At 42.6% G+C, this 23,036-nt stretch carries 23 protein-coding genes and 1 pseudogene; 12 read left to right on the forward strand and 12 right to left on the reverse strand.

Features of this window, described 5'->3' with window-relative positions:
* Positions 1-335: 335 nt before the first annotated feature.
* A complete protein-coding gene (locus N1I80_RS22050) occupies positions 336-692 on the forward strand; it encodes a hypothetical protein (protein WP_340740124.1) in 357 nt (118 codons plus the stop codon).
* Positions 693-699: 7 nt separating this feature from the next.
* Here N1I80_RS22050 and N1I80_RS22055 read toward each other — a convergent pair whose 3' ends face one another.
* The 3 genes from N1I80_RS22055 to N1I80_RS22065 form a co-directional block, all read right to left on the reverse strand.
* Positions 700-1,230, reverse strand: a complete 531-nt coding sequence (locus N1I80_RS22055; RefSeq protein WP_340740125.1) for a competence protein ComK — start codon at positions 1,228-1,230, stop codon at positions 700-702.
* A gap of 222 nt (positions 1,231-1,452) precedes the next feature.
* Positions 1,453-2,616, reverse strand: a complete 1,164-nt coding sequence (locus tag N1I80_RS22060; RefSeq protein ID WP_340740126.1) for an amidohydrolase — start codon at positions 2,614-2,616, stop codon at positions 1,453-1,455.
* 84 nt (positions 2,617-2,700) lie between these two features.
* Entirely contained in the window at positions 2,701-3,219 is a 519-nt protein-coding gene (locus N1I80_RS22065) for an antibiotic biosynthesis monooxygenase family protein (RefSeq protein ID WP_340740127.1), read from the reverse strand.
* Positions 3,220-3,510: 291 nt separating this feature from the next.
* On the opposite strand from N1I80_RS22065, the gene hemE reads away from it, so the two are divergent.
* From hemE to hemY, 3 genes are all read left to right on the forward strand, one after another.
* Positions 3,511-4,551 carry a uroporphyrinogen decarboxylase gene (hemE, locus tag N1I80_RS22070; protein ID WP_340740128.1) on the forward strand — a complete coding sequence of 347 codons (1,041 nt, stop codon included), beginning with the start codon at positions 3,511-3,513 and terminating at the stop codon, positions 4,549-4,551.
* Positions 4,552-4,569: 18 nt separating this feature from the next.
* Positions 4,570-5,502: a ferrochelatase gene (gene hemH / locus N1I80_RS22075; protein WP_340740129.1), complete on the forward strand. Its 933-nt coding sequence runs from the start codon at positions 4,570-4,572 to the stop codon at positions 5,500-5,502.
* Between the two features lie 421 nt (positions 5,503-5,923).
* On the forward strand, positions 5,924-7,339 hold the full coding sequence (hemY, locus tag N1I80_RS22080) for a protoporphyrinogen oxidase (protein ID WP_340740130.1): 1,416 nt from the start codon (positions 5,924-5,926) through the stop codon (positions 7,337-7,339).
* Positions 7,340-7,419: 80 nt separating this feature from the next.
* Here hemY and yhfH (N1I80_RS22085) read toward each other — a convergent pair whose 3' ends face one another.
* From yhfH (N1I80_RS22085) to yhfH (N1I80_RS22100), 4 genes are all read right to left on the reverse strand, one after another.
* Positions 7,420-7,545: a protein YhfH gene (gene yhfH, locus N1I80_RS22085; RefSeq protein WP_340740131.1), complete on the reverse strand. Its 126-nt coding sequence runs from the start codon at positions 7,543-7,545 to the stop codon at positions 7,420-7,422.
* Between the two features lie 80 nt (positions 7,546-7,625).
* Positions 7,626-7,751 (reverse strand): protein YhfH, encoded by a 126-nt coding sequence (gene yhfH / locus N1I80_RS22090; RefSeq protein ID WP_340740132.1) that lies wholly within the window; start codon positions 7,749-7,751, stop codon positions 7,626-7,628.
* Positions 7,752-7,829: 78 nt separating this feature from the next.
* Positions 7,830-7,955, reverse strand: coding sequence for a protein YhfH (yhfH, locus tag N1I80_RS22095; RefSeq protein WP_340740133.1), 126 nt, complete (start codon positions 7,953-7,955; stop codon positions 7,830-7,832).
* A 79-nt stretch (positions 7,956-8,034) separates the two neighbouring features.
* Positions 8,035-8,160, reverse strand: coding sequence for a protein YhfH (gene yhfH / locus N1I80_RS22100; protein ID WP_340740134.1), 126 nt, complete (start codon positions 8,158-8,160; stop codon positions 8,035-8,037).
* Positions 8,161-8,302: 142 nt separating this feature from the next.
* Here yhfH (N1I80_RS22100) and N1I80_RS22105 point away from each other — a divergent pair, with 142 nt between their 5' ends.
* From N1I80_RS22105 to N1I80_RS22135, 7 genes are all read left to right on the forward strand, one after another.
* Positions 8,303-9,295 carry a lipoate--protein ligase gene (locus N1I80_RS22105; protein WP_340740135.1) on the forward strand — a complete coding sequence of 331 codons (993 nt, stop codon included), beginning with the start codon at positions 8,303-8,305 and terminating at the stop codon, positions 9,293-9,295.
* A gap of 536 nt (positions 9,296-9,831) precedes the next feature.
* Entirely contained in the window at positions 9,832-10,239 is a 408-nt protein-coding gene (locus tag N1I80_RS22110) for an internalin (protein WP_340740136.1), read from the forward strand.
* A gap of 37 nt (positions 10,240-10,276) precedes the next feature.
* Positions 10,277-10,981, forward strand: a complete 705-nt coding sequence (locus tag N1I80_RS22115) for a response regulator transcription factor (RefSeq protein WP_340740137.1) — start codon at positions 10,277-10,279, stop codon at positions 10,979-10,981.
* The gene (locus N1I80_RS22120; RefSeq protein ID WP_340740138.1) at positions 10,978-12,030 is read left to right on the forward strand and encodes a sensor histidine kinase; all 1,053 of its coding nucleotides are present in this window, start codon (positions 10,978-10,980) and stop codon (positions 12,028-12,030) included. The genes N1I80_RS22115 and N1I80_RS22120 overlap by 4 nt, the downstream gene beginning before the upstream one ends.
* Entirely contained in the window at positions 11,981-12,763 is a 783-nt protein-coding gene (locus N1I80_RS22125) for an ABC transporter ATP-binding protein (protein WP_340740139.1), read from the forward strand. The genes N1I80_RS22120 and N1I80_RS22125 overlap by 50 nt, the downstream gene beginning before the upstream one ends.
* Complete coding sequence (locus N1I80_RS22130; protein ID WP_340740140.1) at positions 12,735-14,672, forward strand: FtsX-like permease family protein; 1,938 nt, start codon at positions 12,735-12,737, stop codon at positions 14,670-14,672. Before N1I80_RS22125 ends, N1I80_RS22130 begins: the two co-directional genes overlap by 29 nt.
* A gap of 150 nt (positions 14,673-14,822) precedes the next feature.
* Positions 14,823-16,376, forward strand: coding sequence for a fatty acid--CoA ligase family protein (locus N1I80_RS22135; protein ID WP_340740141.1), 1,554 nt, complete (start codon positions 14,823-14,825; stop codon positions 16,374-16,376).
* A 231-nt stretch (positions 16,377-16,607) separates the two neighbouring features.
* Here the strand turns inward: N1I80_RS22135 and N1I80_RS22140 are convergent, their stop codons facing one another.
* The 4 genes and pseudogenes from N1I80_RS22140 to N1I80_RS23405 all read right to left on the reverse strand — a co-directional run.
* Positions 16,608-17,837 (reverse strand): IS4 family transposase, encoded by a 1,230-nt coding sequence (locus N1I80_RS22140; protein WP_340740142.1) that lies wholly within the window; start codon positions 17,835-17,837, stop codon positions 16,608-16,610.
* 361 nt (positions 17,838-18,198) lie between these two features.
* Positions 18,199-19,884 carry a methyl-accepting chemotaxis protein gene (locus N1I80_RS22145; protein ID WP_340740143.1) on the reverse strand — a complete coding sequence of 562 codons (1,686 nt, stop codon included), beginning with the start codon at positions 19,882-19,884 and terminating at the stop codon, positions 18,199-18,201.
* A 692-nt stretch (positions 19,885-20,576) separates the two neighbouring features.
* Positions 20,577-20,711, reverse strand: a complete 135-nt coding sequence (locus N1I80_RS22150) for a hypothetical protein (protein ID WP_340740144.1) — start codon at positions 20,709-20,711, stop codon at positions 20,577-20,579.
* A gap of 40 nt (positions 20,712-20,751) precedes the next feature.
* A pseudogene (locus tag N1I80_RS23405) lies at positions 20,752-20,826 on the reverse strand (hypothetical protein); the annotation flags it as partial.
* A 172-nt stretch (positions 20,827-20,998) separates the two neighbouring features.
* Between N1I80_RS23405 and N1I80_RS22155 the strand changes: the two are divergent.
* Positions 20,999-22,078: a CotH kinase family protein gene (locus N1I80_RS22155; RefSeq protein ID WP_340740145.1), complete on the forward strand. Its 1,080-nt coding sequence runs from the start codon at positions 20,999-21,001 to the stop codon at positions 22,076-22,078.
* Between the two features lie 40 nt (positions 22,079-22,118).
* Here N1I80_RS22155 and N1I80_RS22160 read toward each other — a convergent pair whose 3' ends face one another.
* Entirely contained in the window at positions 22,119-23,000 is an 882-nt protein-coding gene (locus N1I80_RS22160) for a LysR family transcriptional regulator (protein WP_340740146.1), read from the reverse strand.
* Positions 23,001-23,036: the final 36 nt, after the last annotated feature.

The raw sequence follows: 23,036 nt of genomic DNA on the forward strand, positions 1-23,036 counted from the left end.
CTTTTCTTTCCAATCAACTGCATTTTTCACTTGAACGTTGTAGGTACGCGATAGGCAAGTATTCGCAATAAGATTACTGTAGAAGTAGGTGTGTCGTGAATAGTTAGCCGAAAGCGAACTGGAAATGCACCAGTGAAAATGGAGGTTTTCAAGCCTTTACTTACCTGTGACTTATGCAATGAAATGGTTAATCAACAGACGTAACGCAAAATAACCTTGTGAACAGCGGATTTGAAGAAAATCGATAACTTCCTTTACTTGGCAGTTGATAATTATAGGAGATAAGCATACAATATTAATACGAACTAATGTTCTTTTGTGAGGAGGGAAGCATGATGCCTTTAATTCCCCCAGAGGCATTGCCGCATTTTGAAAATATGATTTATTTACCAATGCTAATCACTATTTTAGAGAGGGATCGGAATTTATTTGAAAAAGGCCCTTTCAAATTGAAAGGACCTTACGTGAAACTTGTCAATCAGGCAAGTAATTTTGTGCGTATCGAGCTGAAGGATACGACCATCTATTTGCGCCGTCATAATATGAAAGTGATACGGGGCAAGACAGATGATACATTTACTGAATATGTCTTTATGCACGGTGGCTACGAAGAACATCGACGTTACTTGAATGTCCGTTTGCGTAATCGGACCGAAGAACTATTAGGCGTTTACTTTGCGATGGCTGAGTGAAAATAAGTTATTCGTCATCAAAATTGCTGTAATTACTAAAAGAAGAGGGTCTATTTAATTGTTTTTGCTTTTTATAAAAGTTCTTTTCAAGGAGATTACCAAATGCGTATTGTCGGTACATGGTTGAAGCAGAAATATTTACTTTGAAGGAGCGATTATTTTCCAAATGGACAATAGAGCCTACGTTATCGGGTTCTATAAAATCAATTGCATGATAGGAAATCCAAATATTTTCTTCGGCAGTTGGAGACATTGTGGGTAGGAATATATAGGGTGTACCGAAATCATGGGCTACGATAATCGGTGTCTTATGGTGTTTTCCAAGTGCGATTTTCGCGATATTTATCGAGGTCTGTAAAGAGCCTCCGTAATAGTCGCACGATTTTCTTACGATGTGAATCGGCTTTTTCGGGATAGTTAGTTCGCAATTACGTTCGATGACACGTGTTGCTACTATTTTGTCATCTACATTCACAGGTTGTAGCATAAATGTGTCAAAAGAGATGACATAGTTCGCAATCAATTCTCGTTTATTCAAACAAATAACCCCCTAAAATTTGTAATATACAAATACTATTATAAGTCAGAAAATTAATAATGCAACCTTTTTATGAATAGTAATGACTATTTTTTAGTTTGAATCTATTCACCTATTATTTTTACATCTAAATGGGATTATCGAGTGGGAACTATCCTAAATAATATGGATAATCGACAATAGAAAACCCTCCACTCGATTGATGAGGGAGGGTGATATTTATTATTTTTGATAATCAAGAGCCGCGGCGCCTAGTGTTTTTGCTGCGAGAAGCATTGCATTTTCATCGAAATCAAATTTGGGATGATGATGCGGATAGGGGACGGCTGGTTTGGCACCAGTGAAGAAAAATGTCCCCGGCACTTTTTCAAGATAATAGGAAAAATCTTCACCGCCCATTTGTGGTGTCGATTCAACAACAGATTGTGCACCTGGAACGTTTTCCGCTACGGTTTTCAAAAATGCAGTTTCGGTGGCATGGTTGACGACAGCGGGATAGCCGCGTACGTATTCAAATTCGATTGTACAGTCATTGGCAAGTGCGGTTCCGTCAATTACGCGTTTCATCTCAAGCTCCATTAAATCACGGACCTTTGGATTGAATGAGCGGACTGTTCCTCCAAGTTTTGCGGAATCTGCAATGACGTTAAATGCATTTTCTGCAACAAACGAGCCGATGGATAATACAGCAGAGTCAATTGGATTGACGCGGCGAGCAACAAGCTGCTGTAAATTCATGACGAGTTGTGCGCCGATGACGATAGCATCTTTTGTCTGATGGGGAGCTGCACCATGACCGCCAGCACCTTGAATGGTGATTGTGAAACGGTCGGCTGCTGCCATAACAGGTCCTGCTAAATATTCAATTGTTCCTAAAGGTGTCAACGACCAAAGATGCGTACCGAAAATAACATCGACTCCGTCAAGACAGCCAGCTTCAATCATTGAAATAGCGCCACCTGGAGCATATTCTTCCGCGTGTTGGTGGATGAAAACATATTCACCAGCAAGATCTTCTTGTAATTCGTGAATGGCCTTGGCTACTTGGAGTAACGTCGCAGTGTGTCCATCATGTCCGCAGGCATGCATGACACCGGACACTGTCGATTTATAGGGCACATCTTTTTCATCCTGGATAGGGAGTGCATCGAAATCAGCGCGCAATGCGACTGTTTTACCAGGTCGACCGCCTTTGACGCGGGCAACGACACCGTTACCTCCAACCCCCATCTGGACGTCTACACCAAGATCCGCGTAAAAATCATGTATGTATTGCGCGGTGTGTTCTTCCTTAAAAGATAACTCGGGATGCATGTGAAGATGTCGACGTATGACAACCATATCTTCAAACGCACTATCCAACTTTTCAAATAGCTGTTCTTTCATAATTAGACCGCCCCTTTTCAGAATCTCATTCCTTCTATCTATTATATCAAACATCTGAGAGGGGGCAATGAGGCAAGGAAAAGGTTAGGCCTCCTCTTCCTTTACATTCGTGATATAGCTTGTGATGAAAGCACCACTTGTGAAAATATGTGGTGTGCTGTCGACGCCTGCTTCTGCATGACCTGTTAAATGGGCATCATGAAAAGAGGAGGAGTTTTTCCACATCTCATAATATGTGCTAGCAGACCATTCAGTCATCACAATATACGTATCAGAATCGAGGGGACGAAGTAGACGAAAAGCGATGAAGCCAAGTGTATCATCTAGTGCATGTGTACGTTCTTTAAAACGATGTTCAAAAATAGGACGCCCTTCATCAGTGACTGGTAGATGATTATAGACGAAATAACCGTTTTCATCGAGCGTACCCGAAGAGGCAAGCACTTCATAGCGACGCGGTGTTTGGAAAACCGTTTTGCCGTTTGTTTCATGTAATAACAGTGCATTAGTTCCAGCGTGCATGACAATCATCATCTCTTTCGGATATTTAGCCCTTACAGTCTCCATAAATGCGGGTGTTCCAGATGTCATATAAATATTCATACCCAAAAACCTCCTTCGATTCTTATCTCTACATATTCCCTAATTCCAGCAAATTAATCAATTACGCCTGAGTGCAATTCAAAATTTGTAATAGCTGCTGGAGGCTTAACTTGCTTCTACATGAAGCAAGTTAAACAAAGATTGACGAAATGATGGCAATTCATGAAAAAGGAAGCACAACTTTATGACAAGTGGGACGAAACGCTATACTTTACATAGGGAAACGTCTATATTTGAGTACGGATATATAACTTAGAAATACCATTATGAATGAAAGTGGGAATGGATAAAATGACACAATTTAACGATACACTACTCCGTGCTGCACGTGGCGAAAAGATTGAGCATACACCTGTCTGGTATATGAGACAGGCAGGCCGTTCACAGCCCGAGTATTTAAAAATTAAAGAGAAATATTCACTGGAAGAAATTACGCATCAGCCTGAGCTTTGTGCCTATGTGACGAAACTCCCGGTTGACCAATATAATGTTGATGCAGCTATTTTATATAAAGATATTGTAACACCTTTACCAGGACTTGGCGTTGACGTGAAGATTAAAGCGGGCGTTGGCCCTGTGATTTCCAACCCAATCCGTACCGTTCAAGATGTCCATAATCTTGGTGATTTGTCACCACAAGATGATATTCCGTTCGTTCTTGAAACGATTAAAATATTGACGAAAGAACAATTGAATGTTCCGCTCATTGGTTTTGCAGGCGCACCGTTTACACTTGCAAGCTATATGATTGAGGGGGGACCTTCGAAAAGCTATAATTTAACGAAATCATTCATGGTATCTGAGCCAGAAGCGTGGTTTGCCTTAATGGACAAGCTTGCTGATATGACGATTACGTATATTACTGCACAAGTAGCAGCAGGTGCGAAAGCGATTCAAATCTTTGATTCATGGGTAGGGGCTTTGAATGTTGCAGATTACCGTATCTTCATTAAACCAGTAATGACACGTATTTTTACGGAGTTGCGCAAATTGAACGTTCCGCTGATTACATTTGGAGTGGGTGCAAGTCACCTGGCGAACGAGTGGCATGATCTTCCTGTCGACGTTGTCGGTCTTGATTGGCGCTTGTCTATCAAGGAAGCTGGTGAGCGTGGTATGACGAAGCCATTGCAAGGTAATCTGGACCCGTCTATGCTGTTGGCAGACTGGAAAATTATTGAAGAGCGGGCAAAGGTTATTATTGAGCAAGGTGTCGAGCATGGTAGCCATATCTTTAACTTGGGCCACGGCGTTTTCCCTGATGTTAAACCGGCGACATTGAAAAAGCTAACTGAATTTATTCATAGCTATAGTGCACAACTGCGTAAATAAACTGACGAGGTGAACATGATGACGAAGAAACAAATGGGACTGTTAGTAATGGCTTACGGGACTCCGAATAAGGAGGAGGATATTGAATCGTATTACACGCATATCCGCCACGGTCGCCCGCCAGCACCAGAGCAATTGGAGGATTTACGTAATCGGTATGCAGCAATTGGGGGGATTTCACCACTTGCTAAAATTACCGAAAATCAAGCCAATGCGCTTTGTAATCGTCTGAATGAAGTACAGGACGACATTGAATTCAAGGTTTATATCGGATTAAAGCATATTGCGCCGTTCATTGAAGATACGGTAGAAAAAATGCATGCGGATGGTATTAAAGAAGCTGTATCCATCGTATTGGCACCGCATTTTTCAACGTTTTCCGTCAAATCCTATAACGAACGTGTGCAAGAAGAAGCTGACAAGCATGGAATGACCATTACATCAGTAGAAAGCTGGTACAAGCAGCCGAAGTTTATCGACTTTTGGGCTGGTCAAGTTCGAGGGACATTTGAAGGTATGACTGAAGAACAGCGGGCAGTTGCTTGCCTGATTGTTTCAGCTCATTCATTACCAGAAAAGATTTTGGCAAACGGTGATCCGTATGCGGACCAGTTGAAAGAAACGGCTGATTTAATTGCTGCTGCAGCTGGCGTGGACAACTATGAAGTGGGCTGGCAAAGTGAAGGACAGACACCAGAGCCTTGGCTTGGACCAGATGTACAGGATTTGACACGCGCGTTGCATACAACAAAGGGTTATTCGACATTCGTCTACACGCCAGTTGGCTTCGTTTCTGACCATCTTGAAGTGTTATATGACAATGATTATGAGTGTAAAGTCGTTTGTGATGATATTGGGGCTTCTTATTATCGTCCGGCCATGCCGAATGTGGATCCGCTATTTATTGATGCAATGGTGGATGCGGTGTTTGATAAGATGAAAGAAGCTTGAACTACCACCACTTAGCTTACGCTTGAAGTGGTGGATACCTAAGAACACCAGCGTAACCGCCAGTTATTGATTAGGCTCTATCCGTAGTCCCTACGGTGAAAGACAAAATTTGTGTACGTTGAACTCCATTCGTCTAGCGTACTGCTTGGTTTTCGCTTTTCGGCTAGACGAGGCGATTAGAACGTTGAAAATTTTACGTGACGAACGGGTTTCTTGTCACAACCCCATATTTTCAGTTTTCAATGGGCAATCTGTACAACACTATCATAGAACTCACGTTCTGTTTGGGTCAGTATTATGGCTAATGCCAACCGATATTCATCTCCCACCTATTTATTGGGCTACGCCCTTTACATCTCTTGAGGTGAGAGCCTTCTATCGGATAATGATAAAAAATCGTACAGGAAAGTGATGATGGACTATGACTGAACAACGCAAAAAAGTCGTCATCGTCGGGGGAGGGATTACAGGCCTCTCCGCGGCGTTTTATATGCAAAAAGAAGCGCGTGAAAAAGGGCTTCCGCTCGATGTGATCTTGATTGAAGCGTCGAACCAGCTTGGCGGTAAAATCCAAACAGTGCGACGTGACGGCTTTGTCATTGAGCGTGGTCCGGATTCATTTTTAATCCGCAAAAAGAGTGTTGGTCTGCTGGCGGAGGATCTTGGAATCGAAGGGGAACTTGTGAGAAATGCGACTGGCCAGGCTTATGTATTGGTCAATGGTACATTGCATCCGATTCCAGGTGGTTCAGTGATGGGCATTCCAACAGAAATTACGCCATTTTTGAAGACAGGACTATTTTCATGGGCGGGAAAAATACGTGCGGCAGGGGATTTTGTTCTCCCACGATCCGATGTGAAAGGCGACCAGTCATTAGGTGGATTTTTCCGTAGACGTTTCGGTGGAGAAATTGTCGAGAATTTGATTGAACCGTTACTGTCGGGTGTTTATGCAGGCGATATCGACCAAATGAGCTTACAATCGACGTTTCCCCAGTTTTACGAAGTGGAGAAAAAACATCGTAGTCTCATTTTGGGTATGAAAAAGACGACGCCTAAGCAATTGCCGCAGAAAAATAGTCACAGTACGAAGAAGGAAGGCGTCTTCCATACATTCCGTAACGGGCTGGAGACGTTAGTAGAGGCGATTGAACAGCGACTAGAGCCTGGTTCTGTCATGAAAGGCGTGCGAACCGAGGCGATTGAATCTGTAGGAGATAAGACAATTATTGACTTGAATGACGGTCGCAAAGTCGAAGCAGATGCGGTTATTTTGACGACCGGACATGAGATGGCTAGTCGTTTATTTGCTCCACATGGCTTGTTACAAGACTTAGGCGAAATACCGACGACATCAGTTGCAACAGTAGCGCTAGCATTTCCAGCGGCGTCGGTTGTGCAAGATAAAGAAGGAACGGGTTTTCTTGTGTCAAGAAGTAGCGATTATTCGATTACAGCGTGTACGTGGACACATCGTAAATGGCCTACGACGACGCCAGAAGGCAAAGTACTCATTCGTGCATTCGTTGGACGGGTGGGTGATGAGGCGATTGTCGACTTGCCCGATGCCGAAATTGAAAAGATTGTTCTCGCCGATTTGAGTAAAATCATTGAGATAACAGGAAAACCGGACTTTACCGTCGTAACCCGTTGGAAAAAGGATCGACCACAGTATCGAGTGGGACACAAACAGCGGATTGAGGCGGCGCGTCTAGAATTACGAGCGAAGTTTCCGCAAGTGAAGCTGGCGGGCGCTTCTTATAATGGCGTTGGCTTGCCAGATTGTATCGATCAAGGCAGAGCTGCAGTGCGAGAGGTTATGGATGAACTGTTTTGACTGAATGATGGCAGCACAATATAGATGAATGCAAAACAGCCGCAGCAGAAGATCTTTGCGGCTGTTTTATATGTCTATTATCATAAAATATTGCAAGAATCGCATTTGTTGCCGTAGCACTCATGCTGTTCTTCAATTTCTTTTCCACAAGACGTACAAACTTTAGCAGGTAGATTTTTGAAAAATTCGATGACGTTTTCGATCATAGCATATTCACCTCTTTTAAGTTGTTTTAGTACTCGAGTTTTTAAAATCCTTTGTAATAGTACAGGTGTTGCAAAAAAAATTATACTATATTGCAAGAGTCGCATTTGTTACCGTAGCACTCATGCTGTTCTTCGATTTCATTTCCGCAAGACGTACAAACTTTAGTGGGTAGGTTTTTAAAAAACTCGATGACATTTTCAATCATAGTATATTCACCTCTTTTAAATTGTGTTAGTACTAAAGTTTATAATTTCATTGTAATAGTACAGATGCTGCAAAAAAATCACACTATATTGCAAGAATCGCATTTGTTGCCGTAGCACTCATGCTGTTCTTCGATTTCATTTCCGCAAGACGTACAAACTTTAGCGGGTAAGTTTTTAAAAAACTCGATGACATTTTCGATCATAGTATATTCACCTCTTTTAAATTGTATTAGTACTAAAGTTTATAATTTTATTGTAATAGTACAGGTGCTGCAAAAAAAATCACACTATATTGCAAGAATTGCATTTGTTGCCGTAGCACTCATGCTGTTCTTCGATTTCATTTCCGCAAGACGTACAAACTTTAGCGGGTAAGTTTTTAAAAAACTCGATGACATTTTCGATCATGATTTATTTTCCCCCTCTCAATTTGTACTAGTACTCGATGCGTTGTTAGTAGTGTATTATAACAGTGAATCAAATGTCAACACATTTCTTCACTTTTCAGATAAAATAAATAAGAGACTATTTTAGTTAAGGAGCGATTTGCATGTATTTCATTGATAACAAAGGGATTACTGACCCACGCATTAACCTCGCAATTGAGGAGTATATACTAAAGAATATGGATATTGATAAGGATCCTTTTTTGCTGTTCTATATTAACGAGCCATCTATCATTATTGGTAAAAACCAGAATACGGTGGAGGAGATTGATACGGATTATGTCGAGGCGAATGGCATTCATGTTGTCCGTCGATTATCCGGTGGCGGGGCTGTCTATCATGACCTTGGTAATTTGAATTTTAGCTTTATAACAAAGGATGATGGTGATTCATTTCGCAACTTTAAGAAGTTTACGGAGCCGGTCGTCCAAGCACTTGCTGAAATGGATGTGAAGGCGGAACTGTTAGGTCGTAACGATATTTTGGTCGAGGGACGCAAAATTTCCGGGAATGCACAATTCTCAACGAACGGCCGTATGTTTAGCCATGGGACGCTGATGTTTGATACAGAAATTGACCGGGTTGTTTCGGCGCTCAAGGTGCGGAAGGATAAAATCGAATCCAAAGGCATCAAGTCGATTCGCAGTCGTGTGGCAAATATTACAGAGTTTCTCGATGAGCCAATGACGATTGAACAGTTTCGGATGAGCGTGTTGAAATCAATTTTTGGCGGTGAAGAAAACATCCAGTATTGGGAGCTGACGGATGATGATTGGGTTGGTATCCATGCATTATCTGCGGAACGCTATGCGAACTGGGATTGGAACTATGGCAAATCACCAAAGTTCAACATGCAACATTCTCATCGTTTCCCAGTAGGTGGCATCGACGTCCGTCTTGATGTCAATAAAGGTATTATCGAAGATGTTAACATTTTTGGCGATTTCTTCGGTGTTGGTGAAGTAGCCGTTATAGAAGAAAGTTTGAAGGGTATCCAGTATGATAGGCAATCCATGAGTGAGGCGCTGACCGCTATCGATATCCCGACGTACCTTGGTGGGATTACGAAAGAAGAGTTTTTGCAGTTGATTTATTGAGGAAAGAAGAGGGGGCCTGACTATGTGTTGGGCTTCTTTTTATTGGATTAAAAACAATCCCGCGCGCAATGCGAGTCATCCCGCGCGCAATGCGAGTCATCCCGCGCGCAATGTGAGCTATCCCGCGCGCAATGTGAGCTATCCCGCGCGCAATGTGAGCTATCCCGCGCGCAACGTGAGCTATCCCGCGCGCAACGTGAGCTATCTCGCGCGCAACGCGAGTCATCCCGCGCGCAAAGTGAGTCGCGCCGCGCGCAAAGTGAGTCATCCCGCGCGCAACGCGAGTCATCCCGCGCGCAACGCGAGTCATCCCGCGCGCAACGCGAGTCATCCCGCGCGCAACGCGAGTCATCCCGCGCGCAACGCGAGTCATCCCGCGCGCAAAGCGAGTCATCCCGCGCGCAAAGCGAGTCATCCCGCGCGCGCAAAGCGAGTCATCCCGCGCGCGCAAAGCGAGTCATCCCGCGCGCAATGCGAGCCATCCCGCGCGCAAAGCGAGTCATCCCGCGCGCAAAGCGAGTCGCGCCGCGCGCAAAGTGAGTCGCGCCGCGCGCAAAGTGAGTCATCCCGCGCGCAAAGCGAGTCATCCCGCGCGCAAAGCGAGTCATCCCGCGCGCAAAGCGAGTCATCCCGCGCGCAAAGCGAGTCATCCCGCGCGCAAAGCGAGTCATCCTGCGCGCAAAGCGAGTCATCCCGCGCGCAAAGTGAGTCATCCCGCGCGCAAAGCGAGTCATCCCGCGCGCAAAGCGAGTCATCCCGCGCGCAAAGCGAGTCATCCTGCGCGCAAAGCGAGTCATCCCGCGCGCAAAGCGAGTCATCCCGCGCGCAAAGCGAGTCATCCCGCGCGCAAAGTGAGTCATCCCGCGCGCAAAGCGAGTCATCCCGCGCGCAAAGCGAGTCGTCCCGCGCGCAACAGCTCTCCCCTGCGTAACATCGACATCTAGGTTATACTAAAAATAACTGTGAAGGGGGATTGAACAGATGGAGAAACACCGTATTTTTATTGTTGAAGATGACCGCAAAATTGCACAATTATTAGCAGACACATTAAGGAAATATCAATATGACGTTGCCATTGTCGAAGATTTTGAGCGTGTCACTGAGGAATGCTTGGCATTCGATCCACATCTTGTTTTGCTTGACATAAACTTGCCTTCTTATGACGGCTATTATTGGTGTCGTCAACTTCGCCAACATACGACATGTCCTATTCTATTCATCTCCGCGCGATCTGGTGACATGGACCAAGTATTTGCGTTGGAAAATGGCGGCGATGATTTCATTACGAAACCTTTTCACTATGAAATCGTCCTTGCAAAAATAAGAAGTCATTTACGTAGAACGTTTGGCGAATATGCACCGAACCAATCCGAACGTACCGTGAAGGCCGGGGTACTCAACTTATACATCGAACGGATGGAGTTGCAAGTTCGCAATAATATTGTACCTTTGCAAAAAAAAGAATGTGTTATCTTAGAATTGCTTATCGATGCGACGCCCAAAGTGGTGTCACGTGAAAAATTATTGGAAGAGCTATGGGACGACCAATCTTTTGTCGATGAAAACACATTAAATGTTAATATGACCCGGGTTCGTAAAAAATTGGCTGATTACGACATTCAATCGTCCATTGAAACAGTACGTGGCGCGGGGTATCGCTTCTTATTGGCACCGGAGGAATCATGAAAAAATTTAGAATTTTCATTAGCGAGCATGTGCCCTTTCTTCTTTTTCAAATACTACTCGTGCTGTTCATTTTACTATTATACTGGCTGGATGGCTTCCGAAATTTCAATACCGCAGTTTACGCTATTAGTATGAGCATGCTGTTAACTGTGGGGTATCTAGTTGGCAAATTCATCATGAGACGATCCTTTTATGCAGCGATTACGCGTAAGCCAGATAAGATGGAAGATGCACTAATCCGCCATGCGCAAGCGCCGGAACATCGGCAAACAACAGAATTCACACGTGACTTGTACAAGCTGTACCAAAACGAAGTGCAGCTGTTATATGCTTCTCAACACCGACAGCTCCATTTTATGAATCAATGGGTCCATCAGATGAAAACACCGATTTCTGTCATAGGATTGCTGTTACAGGAACAAGATGATTTGGACCGCGATAGTATCAATGAAGAAATTGACAAATTACGACGTGGTCTCGATTCTGTATTGGTCAATGCACGTCTTGAAACGTTTGAGCAGGATATGCAAATTGAGCGGGCTGCGCTGAAAACGGTTGTGCAGGAAATTGTGACAGAGCATAAACGGCTATTCATCACAAATGGTGTGTTTCCTGTTATTTCAATTGATGAGAAATTCACAGTTGCTACGGATATGAAGTGGTTGAAGATTGTCATTGGGCAGTTCATAACCAATGCGGTGAAATATACATTTGAGCAAGGGAAGAAAGTCCATCTAACCGCGACTAGTACAGAACAGGGTATCCAGCTATTGATTCGAGATGAAGGAATTGGCATTCCCTCGTCGGACTTGAACCGCGTGACGAAGGCTTTCTTTACTGGTGAAAATGGTCGACTCACAGGTGAGTCGACTGGGATGGGATTGTATATCGCATCAGAAGTGTGTAACAGATTGGGACATCCGTTAGCGATTGACTCGGAGCTTGGCAAAGGGACAACGGTGACTGTCCTCTTTAAAAATGGAGAGGTGGGAGAAGCGGATGATAAGGAACGTAATCGTGGAATTGACGGAAGTGACGAAAATCTATGAGGGAAAAGTGATGCACCGGGCATTGAACCGCCTCGATTTTGAAGTGGAGGAAGGCGAATTTGTTGCGGTGATGGGACCTTCCGGCAGTGGGAAAACGACGTTGTTGAACTTGATTTCGACGATTACGGTGCCGACCTATGGACGTCTGATGATCAATGGCATTGAACCGGAAGCGCTGAAAGAAAATGATTTGGCCTTATTCAGACGACGTAATCTTGGTTTTGTCTTTCAAGATATTAATCTCCTTCAAATGCTGACAGTAGAAGAAAATCTTGTATTGCCACTGACGCTGGATGGGATTGCTGTTCCTGAAATGGAGAAACGTATTTTGGAATTTGCTAAACGCCTGGATTTGTCAGATATTTTGAACCGCCGACCGGATGAGTTATCGGGTGGACAGGCACAGCGAACGGCAATTGGTCGTGCTTTGATTCACAGGCCAAAAATTATTCTCGCAGATGAGCCGACGGGAAATTTGGATTCGAAATCAGCTAGGGATGTCCTTGAACTGCTCAGTCAAATTAATAAAACCGAGAAAAAAACGGTGATTATGGTGACACATGATCCGATTGCCGCCAGTTATTGTGATCGGGTTCTGTTCATTAAGGATGGCGAATTTTTTAATGAAATTTATAAAGATGAAAGGCGTCAGACGTTTTTTCAACGTATTTTGAACGTCTTGTCGTTGCTCGGAGGAAATGTACATGACCTTTCGTCAGTTCGCTTACCGTAATGTCGTTCGCAATCGACGCATCTATGCCGCTTTTCTCATGGCAAGTGTCTTTTCCGTTATGGTATTTTTCTTGTATTCGATGTTGCTATTTCATCCATCCATTGAGGACAGATTCATCCAAGAAATTGCCATCACGGGAATGGGTGCGGCAGAAATTATTTTGTATATTTTTACGGTATTTTTCTTGTTTTATTCGATGCGGGCATTTTTGCAGGCGAGGTCCAAAGAGTTTGGTATTTTACTTCATTTGGGTATGGCCAAACGTCAGTTGAATCGCCTGATTTTTACTGAAACGATGTTTATCGGTATGACATCTATCGCTGCGGGGACGTTTCTCGGCTATATGTTTTCAAAGTTTTTCTTTATGATTGTCCGAGAAATTGTGTTATTACCAGCCTTACCGCTCTATTTTTCATGGCAACCATTTGCACTAACGATTGGTGCTTTTATGAGTTTATTTGTCATTATATCAATTGTTGCGCCGGTGTTTATTCGGACGGGAGAAGTGGCTGATCTTATACAAGGGGAAGCGGGAAGTCAAGGAGCGTATGGCTATTCGAAGAGCCGTGGTTATTTTGGGTTACTGTTTCTTGGAGCAGCATATTTAATGGCAGTGAGTGCAACGAACTCGGTCGTCATTGAATTACTGTTTTTTCTACCACCTTTGGCTATAATTGGAACATTTTACTTTTTCACGGATTCCTTACCATTACTATTGCATCAGATTCGCAAACGGAAACGATTATATTGGAATCATTTTTGGCTGCTATCAATATCAGAAGGCGTTGTCCGATTGCGTGAAAATGCACGTATGTTTTTTATCGTCACGATGGTGTCGACCATTGCGTTCATGTCAGTTGGTCTGTTAGCATCATTGACTTCATTCGCTTCTCAGTACCGTGAAATGCATCCGCTAGGTCTTATTTACAAAAGTCAGCAAGACAATGAGCGTGAACGCCAGCATATTGCGCAACTGGTCAATGAACTCAATGCCGACAAAATCGATTATTCGATGATCCGATTTCAAGTACTGGAACAGACGTCATCATACACGTCAAATCCGGTTGCTGTATTGAAGCTTTCTGCTATTAATATGCTGGCTCTTTCATTTGGCTATCCAAAGGTTGATTTAGAGGCGGGGGAGGCATTGTTTTTGCCGCCTTCGGTTTCGTCCTATGATCAGCTGAATAATCGAACAGTGAGAACATTTCTTGAAGAAAGCGAGGTGTTGGTTAAGATTGAAGGGGCGTACCCCTATCATTTGTTTTCATCGTATTCCATTGCTCAAAACGCTATCGTCTTGAATGATACGGATTATGATAAGGTATTTGACATCGTGTTTACAAATGAATTAAATTCATTTACGTATTACGCCTTCAATGTGCCGGATTGGCAGGAGACAAAGGATATCGGACTATCGATTGATGCGACTGATACAGAATCATTTCTCGCGGGGACGACACCTGAAAAACTGCCGTATTCCTTCGTCAATCCAGGCTTGAACTATTCAGTCATCCGAACGACTTTTTCGTTGCTTTTGTTCATCGGGTTACTATTAGCAGCCGTATTTTTCTTGGCAGCGGGCAGCTTTATTTATTTTAGACTGTATACCTCACTGGAGCGTGATCGAAAACAGTTTGATGTACTCCGACGCATGGGAATTACAGATCGGGAATTCAAAAAAATCGTCAATCGACAATTAATCCCCCAGTTTTTCTTCCCTTGGGGTGTGGCATTTGTCCATAGTTCGTTTGCAATTCTAGCACTACAAGTGATTTGGGATGCACTGGCCGAGATTTCGATAGTCAAAGAACTTGTACTTGTCTTACTTGTCTTTACGTTGATGCAAATTTGTTATTTTTATTTAATACGCTGGCGCTACCTCGCGCATATTAAAGCACCAGGGTAGGATCGCACTGTATCCTACCTAAGGGGTAGGATTGCACTATATCCTACCTTATTGTTTTACTAGTATTGTATTATCAGAACTTTTCTTATATAATGATTATGACAGAGTTATGAATGATTGTTCATTCAAAAAATGTGGGGGGATGACTAAATGAATTTAGTTTCACGTGTGCACGAAACGGCAACGACGCAACCCGGAAAAATTGCTTATCACTTTATGGGGAAAGATACATCGTACGCCGAGTTTGACCAGTCGGTATCGATGTTCGCTTCAGCATTACAAGGTTTGGGAATTGAAAAAGGAGATAATGTTGCATTTTTACTTGGCAACACACCACATTTCCTTATTTCGCTATATGCGACGATGCGGATTGGTGCGACGGCAGTTCCAGTCAATCCGATTTACACGCCAGACGAAATTTCGTACATCATACATAACAGTGACGCGAAGGCAGTGATCGCACTCGATCTTTTATTGCCACTTGTGGAACAGGCAGCGGGGGCATTTCCGACTGTTGGGCATTATGTGATTTGCGAAACAGTTCCTGAAACACCAGCAAAAATTGCCGCACTACCTGAAGCGGTGAAAATGAAAGTTCATCCATTCACACAGCTTATTGCCACAGGGAAGCCAAACATCGAGCCTGTTGCTATAGATGAAAATGAAACCGCTGTCATTTTGTATACGTCAGGCACAACAGGACGTCCAAAAGGCGCTATGCTGACACATGGTAACTTGTATTCTAACGCACGCGACGTCGCGGATTACTTGGGCTACTCGGAAAGTGATCGTATTGTAGCGACGTTACCGGTGTTCCATGTGTTTGCTTTAACAGTAGTCGTTAATGCGCCGCTCGTCAAAGGAGCAACAATTTTACTTGTTCCACGTTTCTCGCCAGGGGATATTTTCAGTATCGTCAAAGAAAAACAGGCAACGATATTCGCGGCCGTGCCGACGATGTACAACTTCCTCTATCAATTCCCAGATAGTAATCCAGCAGATTTCAAATCGGTTCGGATTGCCATCTCAGGTGGGTCATCATTGCCAGTCGCCTTGCTCCATAATTTCGAAGAGAAATTTGACGTGCGCATCTCGGAAGGCTACGGCCTATCCGAAGCATCACCGGTTACTTGCTTCAATCCACTCGATCGCGAGCGCATTCCAGGCTCGATTGGCACTTCGATTATCAATGTCGAAAATAAAATCGTCAATGAGCTTGGGGAAGATGTGCCAGATGGTGAAGTCGGCGAGCTAATCGTACGCGGACCGAACGTCATGAAGGGCTACTACAAAATGCCAGAAGAAACCGAAGTGACAATTCGAGATGGTTGGTTGTATACAGGTGATATGGCCAGGCGAGATGAAAACGGTTACTTCTATATTGTCGACCGCAAAAAGGATCTTGTCATCGTCGGCGGTTACAACGTTTACCCACGTGAAGTCGAAGAAGTATTATTCGCGCACCGTGACATCGTTGAAGCAGCAGTCATCGGCTTACCAGATGTCGATTTCGGCGAAGTGGTCCATGCTTTCGTCGTCTTGAAAGAAGGTGCGGCAACTGACGAAGCATCCATAACAGCCTACTGTGCGGACCGTCTAGCCAAATACAAAGTACCTAAACGCATTGAATTTTTGGATGAACTACCGAAAAATACAACCGGTAAAATTTTGAGGCGCTCATTGAAAGAGCAAGTGACACAGTGATGAATAAAACCCCTTACTTATAAGCTGTAAGGGGTTTTGTTTATGTCTAGGAAATTTACTAGCGTTGCATAAAGTATTTATTAGTTTGTCAACTTTAAAAGAAGTGTCATTCAAATTAAATTTATGTAATAAAAGTAATATTAATCCAACAGCGTTTTCTGCTTTAAATAAAAAAAGGGGATACCCTACCGAACCGGGTAACTAAATCCATTTTTTTACACATGTATAAAGTTAAATGATTGGGTCGTAAGTTAGGCCATCTAAATGGGCAGTATCACCTTGAACGTACTGCGACTCGGTCTCTTCAAAGATTTGTTGGTGATTCATTCGCCGTCGTCCTTTTGACGAGCGTTTCGGTTTCTTGAATAGTTTCTCAACCAACTCGGAGAGTTTTTTGGCCCAAAGGTCACTAATCCATTCGAATAAATGAAGCAGAGTACCTTTATAGCCTAATCTCGTCTTCAATAAGAGTGTTAAACAAAAAGTAATCATGGCAATATAAATTTGATTGAATACCGCATTCGCACTTTTTCCATAACACTTTTTCAAAACTAAGTGCTGTTTAATCCATTTGAAAAACAATTCAATTTGCCAACGATTGCGGTAAAGGTCGCTAATTTCTTGGGCACTTCTTTTCGCATCATTGCACACAATCGAGATCTTTTTTCCTTCACCATTCAATGCCTCTATCAAATAAAGGGGATGTTTCATCTTCCCAATTTTTACGATGGCCCTCCGTGTAATTGCCGAGGAAGAATCTACAGGTAGCTCTTCTATCAAGTGAATGATGGTGTTGGACTTGATACGCGTGACAAAACGAATTCCGTTCTCGCAATAGAAATCGAACTTGTCGAAATCGAAATAACCCCGGTCGAACACATGAAGAGCCTCTTTATCCTGTACGATTAACGCATCTAACTGTGTTAAATCAGAGGGTCTGGCAGGTGTAATAATCACATCGTTTGGGTAAGATATCCCATCTGAAAAAATGATAGATGTATGCATTTTTACACCGGCTTTTGTATCACGAAAATCCGCCCACCGATATTGACTAAGACACATTGAAATGGTGGAAGAGTCGATTAAATGGATTTTCCCAAGTGCCGCGTCTGCCTTTTTCGGACCAATTTGTTGATGGAGTTTTTGAATAAGATGATGCAAGACTACCTTGAATATTTCAGGTGGAATATTCCCCAACTTTCGTGAGAGTTGGGATTTACTAATGCTAACGATACCAATTATTCTTTGTACAGTTTTTTTACGCTTCACTTTTTCACTAATTCGTCTAAGACTCGGTAACCCCTGTAATTGGGCATAGATGAAAAGCTTTGTAAACGTCAGGGTATCAAGCTTCTTCACATACTTATCAATATTGGCATGATCAATCATTTTTTGTACAACATGTGTATCGAGTGGATAAATGTATTCATTGAATACAGTTTTTATGGTATACTTGTCCATGGTTTCTCCTTATGGTTTGGGATTTGGACAGAATTACCCTCATCCCTTATTATAAGGGGTTTTTTATTCGTTTTATATAAAAATATCCCATATTTACCATAAAACGAACGTAATATTCACTTGACAAATGGATTTTATTTTTATGCAACGCTAGTATAGGAAATTATAAAATCTCGTACTGTGGATAAGTTATGACGTAGAGATTTCACGTCTAGGCTCCAGCGCCTAGGGGCTCGGGTCATAAGCTGTATTTACTGGGGAGGGATTGAACTTCATCCCCCCTTTATGAGGCAAAAACCGCCTCTTCGCCAATCCATCTTATACCTGTCGCCCCTGAACAGGCGCTTGCGCTTTTGTTTTATCATACTTTAAAAGTACTAACCGCTTCTTGTAAATCTTGAGCCATTGAACTCAGGGCTTCTGTTGAAGCCGATATTTCCTGCATGGAGGCATTTTGTTCTTCTACTGAAGCAGCTACATTCTGTGTGTTACCAGCAGATTGTTCAGCAATAGAAGCTACCCCTTCCATTGTATCTACCATATTTTGTGAGCTTGAATTCACTTGCTCAATAATGGCGGAAACTTCCTGTGATTCAGCGGTTACTTGCTCAATAGCGACCAATATATCTTTAAAGACCTCACCTGTTTGATGAACCATATCAATCCCTTTTTCGACAACGGATGACCCAAGACTCATAGATTGAACGGCATTATCTGCTTCCGTTTGAATTTCTAGAATAAGATTACGGATTTGTCCAGCAGCCTCTCCAGATCCCTCGGCTAACTTTTTCACTTCATCAGCAACGACTGAAAATCCACGACCATGTTCGCCAGCCCGCGCAGCTTCAATTGCAGCATTTAAAGCTAAGAGATTCGTCTGATCAGCAATCTGCGTAATCAATTCAACGATTTGACCAATTTCCCCTGATTTTTCACCTAGGGCGTTAATAACCTCTCTCGTTTCACTTACGGATTGGTGTACAAGATTTATTTGTTCAACGGTTTGGGTAACGACAGTATTTCCAGCACTTGCTTTTTCGCTTGTAGTCGTCGTTAAATCAGCAACAGATTGTATAGAAGTTGCAGCCTGATTCATCCCACTTGAGATTTCGGCAACTACTTGAGAAGCCCCTCTTGCATGGGAAACCTGTGTTTCTGAACCTACAGCTACCTCTTGAATGGCAATTGAGATTTGTTCAGTTGCTAGACTGGTCTGTTCAGCACCAGCAGAAAGCTGTTCTGAAGTTGCCGCAACTTGCTCGGCATCTATGCTAACTTGGTGAATTAATCGTTGAAGATTCGTTTTCATTTGGTTAAAGGATGTTGCAAGATTCCCTATTTCATCACGATTTTTCACCTTTATGTCTGCTTGAGTTAAATCGCCCGACGCGATTTCCTCAGCAGCACTTTCGATTAATAAAATCGGTTTTGTAATCATTCGAGTAATGATGACACCTATTAAAATGGCCAAAATAAAAGCAATCACACTTAAAGTAAGAATTGTCAAAGTAACAGAGGTAACCAATTCCGAACTGGCGATACTTGCTTCATCCATAAGCTCGGCTTGTTCCATAGCTATTTGATTCGAGAGCACGCGTATCTCTTTTACTAAAGGTATAACGACATAAAAAGCATGGCTATTGGCTTGTTCTGGATCAGACTTCATTAAACTTATAATTTTGTCTGACTCCTTCTTAAATTCCTCGTTCATCGTGCCAAGCTGAGTAAGTGTATCTTGGTGTCCTTGGTTATCAGCAAGCTTGTAGGCAGCCTCAATGTATTCATCAAGTAGGGTAATCACTTGCGCTAATTCTTCTTCTGTACCCTCTTCTTCTAATAGTATACCTCGCAAGGTACTAATTTCCCGAGAGGCATTGATTTCCATATTCAATGCATGCGTTTCAATAATTGATCGCCGATCAACCAAATCAGTATAAGCGCTGTCTATTTTCTTGATGTTGAAATAAGATATAGAGCTAATGGCGCCAAGAATAATGGCTACAATTAAGAACCCGCCTAGTAATTTATTACCAACTGTGAATTTCATTCATATGACCCCATTTCTAATTTTAATCTTTAAAATACTGTCTTTAAATATCTTGAAGTCAACCTATTTAAAGTGCATAGTTTTTCGAATAAATAATTATGTCGGTAGCATCAACACCTTCCGTTGATAGATAGAAAATAATACGTATCTCGTGATTGATGGCTTGGTAGAGCGCCTACAAGTGTAATATGTCCTAGTTTGAACTGGCTGATTATTTAGTTCAATAATAAAGAAGATTCGGGAAACAGTCAACAAATTGGTTCTAAAAAAGGAGTATTTCGACAAAAAAAGACATCATTAACAGATGTTAAAGGCTGTTATTCGACATAATATGCCTAGTTTACTCATTACAGGGTTACCAGATATTACATGAAAAAGTAGGTCGATTTTACTGCTAATCATAGAATGGGTACCTATACATAATCTATACAGTTCGAAATCATGTTCACCAGGGATTCCATACAAAATCACACGGTCTATAAAAAAAGACTGCCAAGTAAGTCGCTACATCTCGACATACCTGACAATCCTCATTCATCTTACTAGTTACCAGCGATTTCGCCGGTAGACACCGCCACAACCGCGCTGATTACAGCCATTCGAGTTCGAAGGCCTTCGGTTATTACAAGTCCGTCGGTTCCGATCTGTCCGTCTTTGGTTCCGTGAAGTACATCGATTCGATTTCGATTGCCCTAAAACGCGACAAGTGCATCGATTTGAGTTCGAATGTCCTTTAACGCAGCAAGTACAACGTCTTGTATTCGAAGGTCTTTGGTTGCGAGAAGTCCGCCTCCTGCTTGTACGACGTCGATTTTCACCACATCCACAACGATTGGAACGTCCTCGGTTACTCGTAGGCTCTTGAAAAAAGAAATCGTTTAGCCCAGAGTGCCTAGCACTATCGACTGCTCGCTGTATATTGTCCATAGAGAAATTAGACATATCCTAACCTCCTTTCTTTTTTAGGAAGCGCAAATAACTCCCCTTCTATAAGGTACGTGGCTGTCCAAAATGAGACAGAGACAATCGCTTACTTGTTGTCAATAAATTATGGGGTAGCATTCTGCACAGGTCATTCATACGAATACAGTAAACGGCAAAAGGAAGAGTGTGTATGCTAATTCCCGAATATCAGCTCTTTATTCACCCATCAAATAAAAGCGAACTACGAAGAGATATTTGGCAGGACGATCCAGTGGCTGCGAAGCTGACAATTCACAAGAAGAAATATGCCATTGATCTAGCCTATCGTGGTTCGCATATTCGTGATTTACGTAAGAAATCGTATCATGTCAGTTTTTACAAACCGGGTATGTATCGGCAGGCAAAGGAAGTTCATTGGAATGCAGAATTTCAAGACCCATCATTCATAAGAAACAAATTATCCTTTGATTTTTTCGATGAAATTGGCTGTTTATCCCCCAAATCACGCTTCGTTTTTTTGAAGATGAACGGGGGGAATGAGGGACTTTACTTGGAGCTAGAGTCAGTGGATGAATGTTTCCTAGTGAATCGCCATTTGCCAAAAGGAGCGATTTTTTATGCGGTAGATGGCGATGCTAATTTTTCGTTAATGAGTGATCTTGATAAAAAAGTAAAGGAATCGCTCAGCCTTGGCTATGAAAAAAAGTGTGGAACAGCGCAGGATGAGGTTTATTTACAAGAGCTGATTTTTATGATTAATACACTGACCAAAGATGAATTTGAAACCGAAATCATCAAGTACGTCAACATTGACCAGTATCTCCGTTGGCTTGCCGGGGTCGTTTTCACTCAAAACTTTGATGGTTTTGTCCATAACTATGCACTGTACCGCAATGGAGAAACAAGTTTGTTTGAGGTGGTTCCGTGGGATTATGATGCGACATGGGGAAGAGATGTTGATGGGGAAATCATGGAAGAAGACTATTTAAGAGTCCAAGGGTTTAACACACTTACAGCCCGAATATTAGATGTGAAAACGTTTCGTACTCACTATAAAAACCTGCTAGAAGATATTTTGACGAACAAATTTACTGTAGATTATTTGAAGCCCAAAATAGCAGCATTACATGCTCACATCAGGCCTTATATTGAAAAAGATCCATATGAAAAGGACAATCTGGAAGTGTTCGATCAAGAACCAGCGTATATCTGTGCGTATATTGAAGCGCGGGGGAATTATATCAGAAGCCAATTGGCAGCATTAGAGTAGTTAAAAACCCTTTCCGTGGCGGAGAGGGTTTTGGGTTTGATTAGCCAAAATAAAACTTCGCAATCTCATTCATAAATTCTTCCTCAAGATTGCCTTTCTTTTTCACAAGGATATACGTCGAGACGGTTGGTAAGTCGAACAGGTCGAAATGCGGTTGCATCAGTCTACCTTCCATTAATTCGCGTCGCACAATGGAATGGGGCAGAAAAGAGACGCCGAGCCCTTCCTGGATGAAGCGTTTTGCAATATGTGCTTGCGTTACTTTCATCGTTCGAATACCTGGAATCTGTTTGTTAAGTGTAACGAGCAAGTCGTCCCAAAAGACGGGATGATGATGGGTCAATAAATAATTCTTCCGAAGTACGTCAGGGATATGAATGGGGGGACCGGTTTCTTCATCGTATTGATCAGTAGGCATGATGAATAGAATGGGGTCCTCATACATATGAGTTGAATCAATATTTTTAAATTTGCTATCCAGCGCAGAGATGCCTAGATGGACATCTCCGTTGTCAACAAGCTGTTCGATAACTTCAGATTCTTCGATGCGAATAGAGATTTCGATGTCCCTGTGACGCTCGATGAATGTCCGCAAAAAGTAAGGCAAAATCGTCTCAGCCATTAACGGTGAAATAGCGATGGTCCAATTTCGGCGATAGCCTTGCGAAAATGCATGCATACGATTGACACTCGCATCGACATCGTTCGTGAGTCGAATTGCTTCAGGGTAAAAAACTTTACCTGCATCCGTCAAAGTGACACGGTTGTTCACACGGTCAAACAGCTTCGTACCCAGTTGTTCCTCGAGTAGTCGGATATGGACGGTAACACTTGGTTGGGACAACATCAATTTCTCAGAAGCTTTGCGGAAGTTTAATGTTTCAGCGGCAATCGCAAACGTTTTCAGCCATTGATAATCCATGAGGTCACTCCTTTGCAATTAATAAAATTAATCATT

The organism is Sporosarcina sp. FSL K6-3457 (assembly GCF_038007285.1).
GTDB lineage: Bacteria > Bacillota > Bacilli > Bacillales_A > Planococcaceae > Sporosarcina.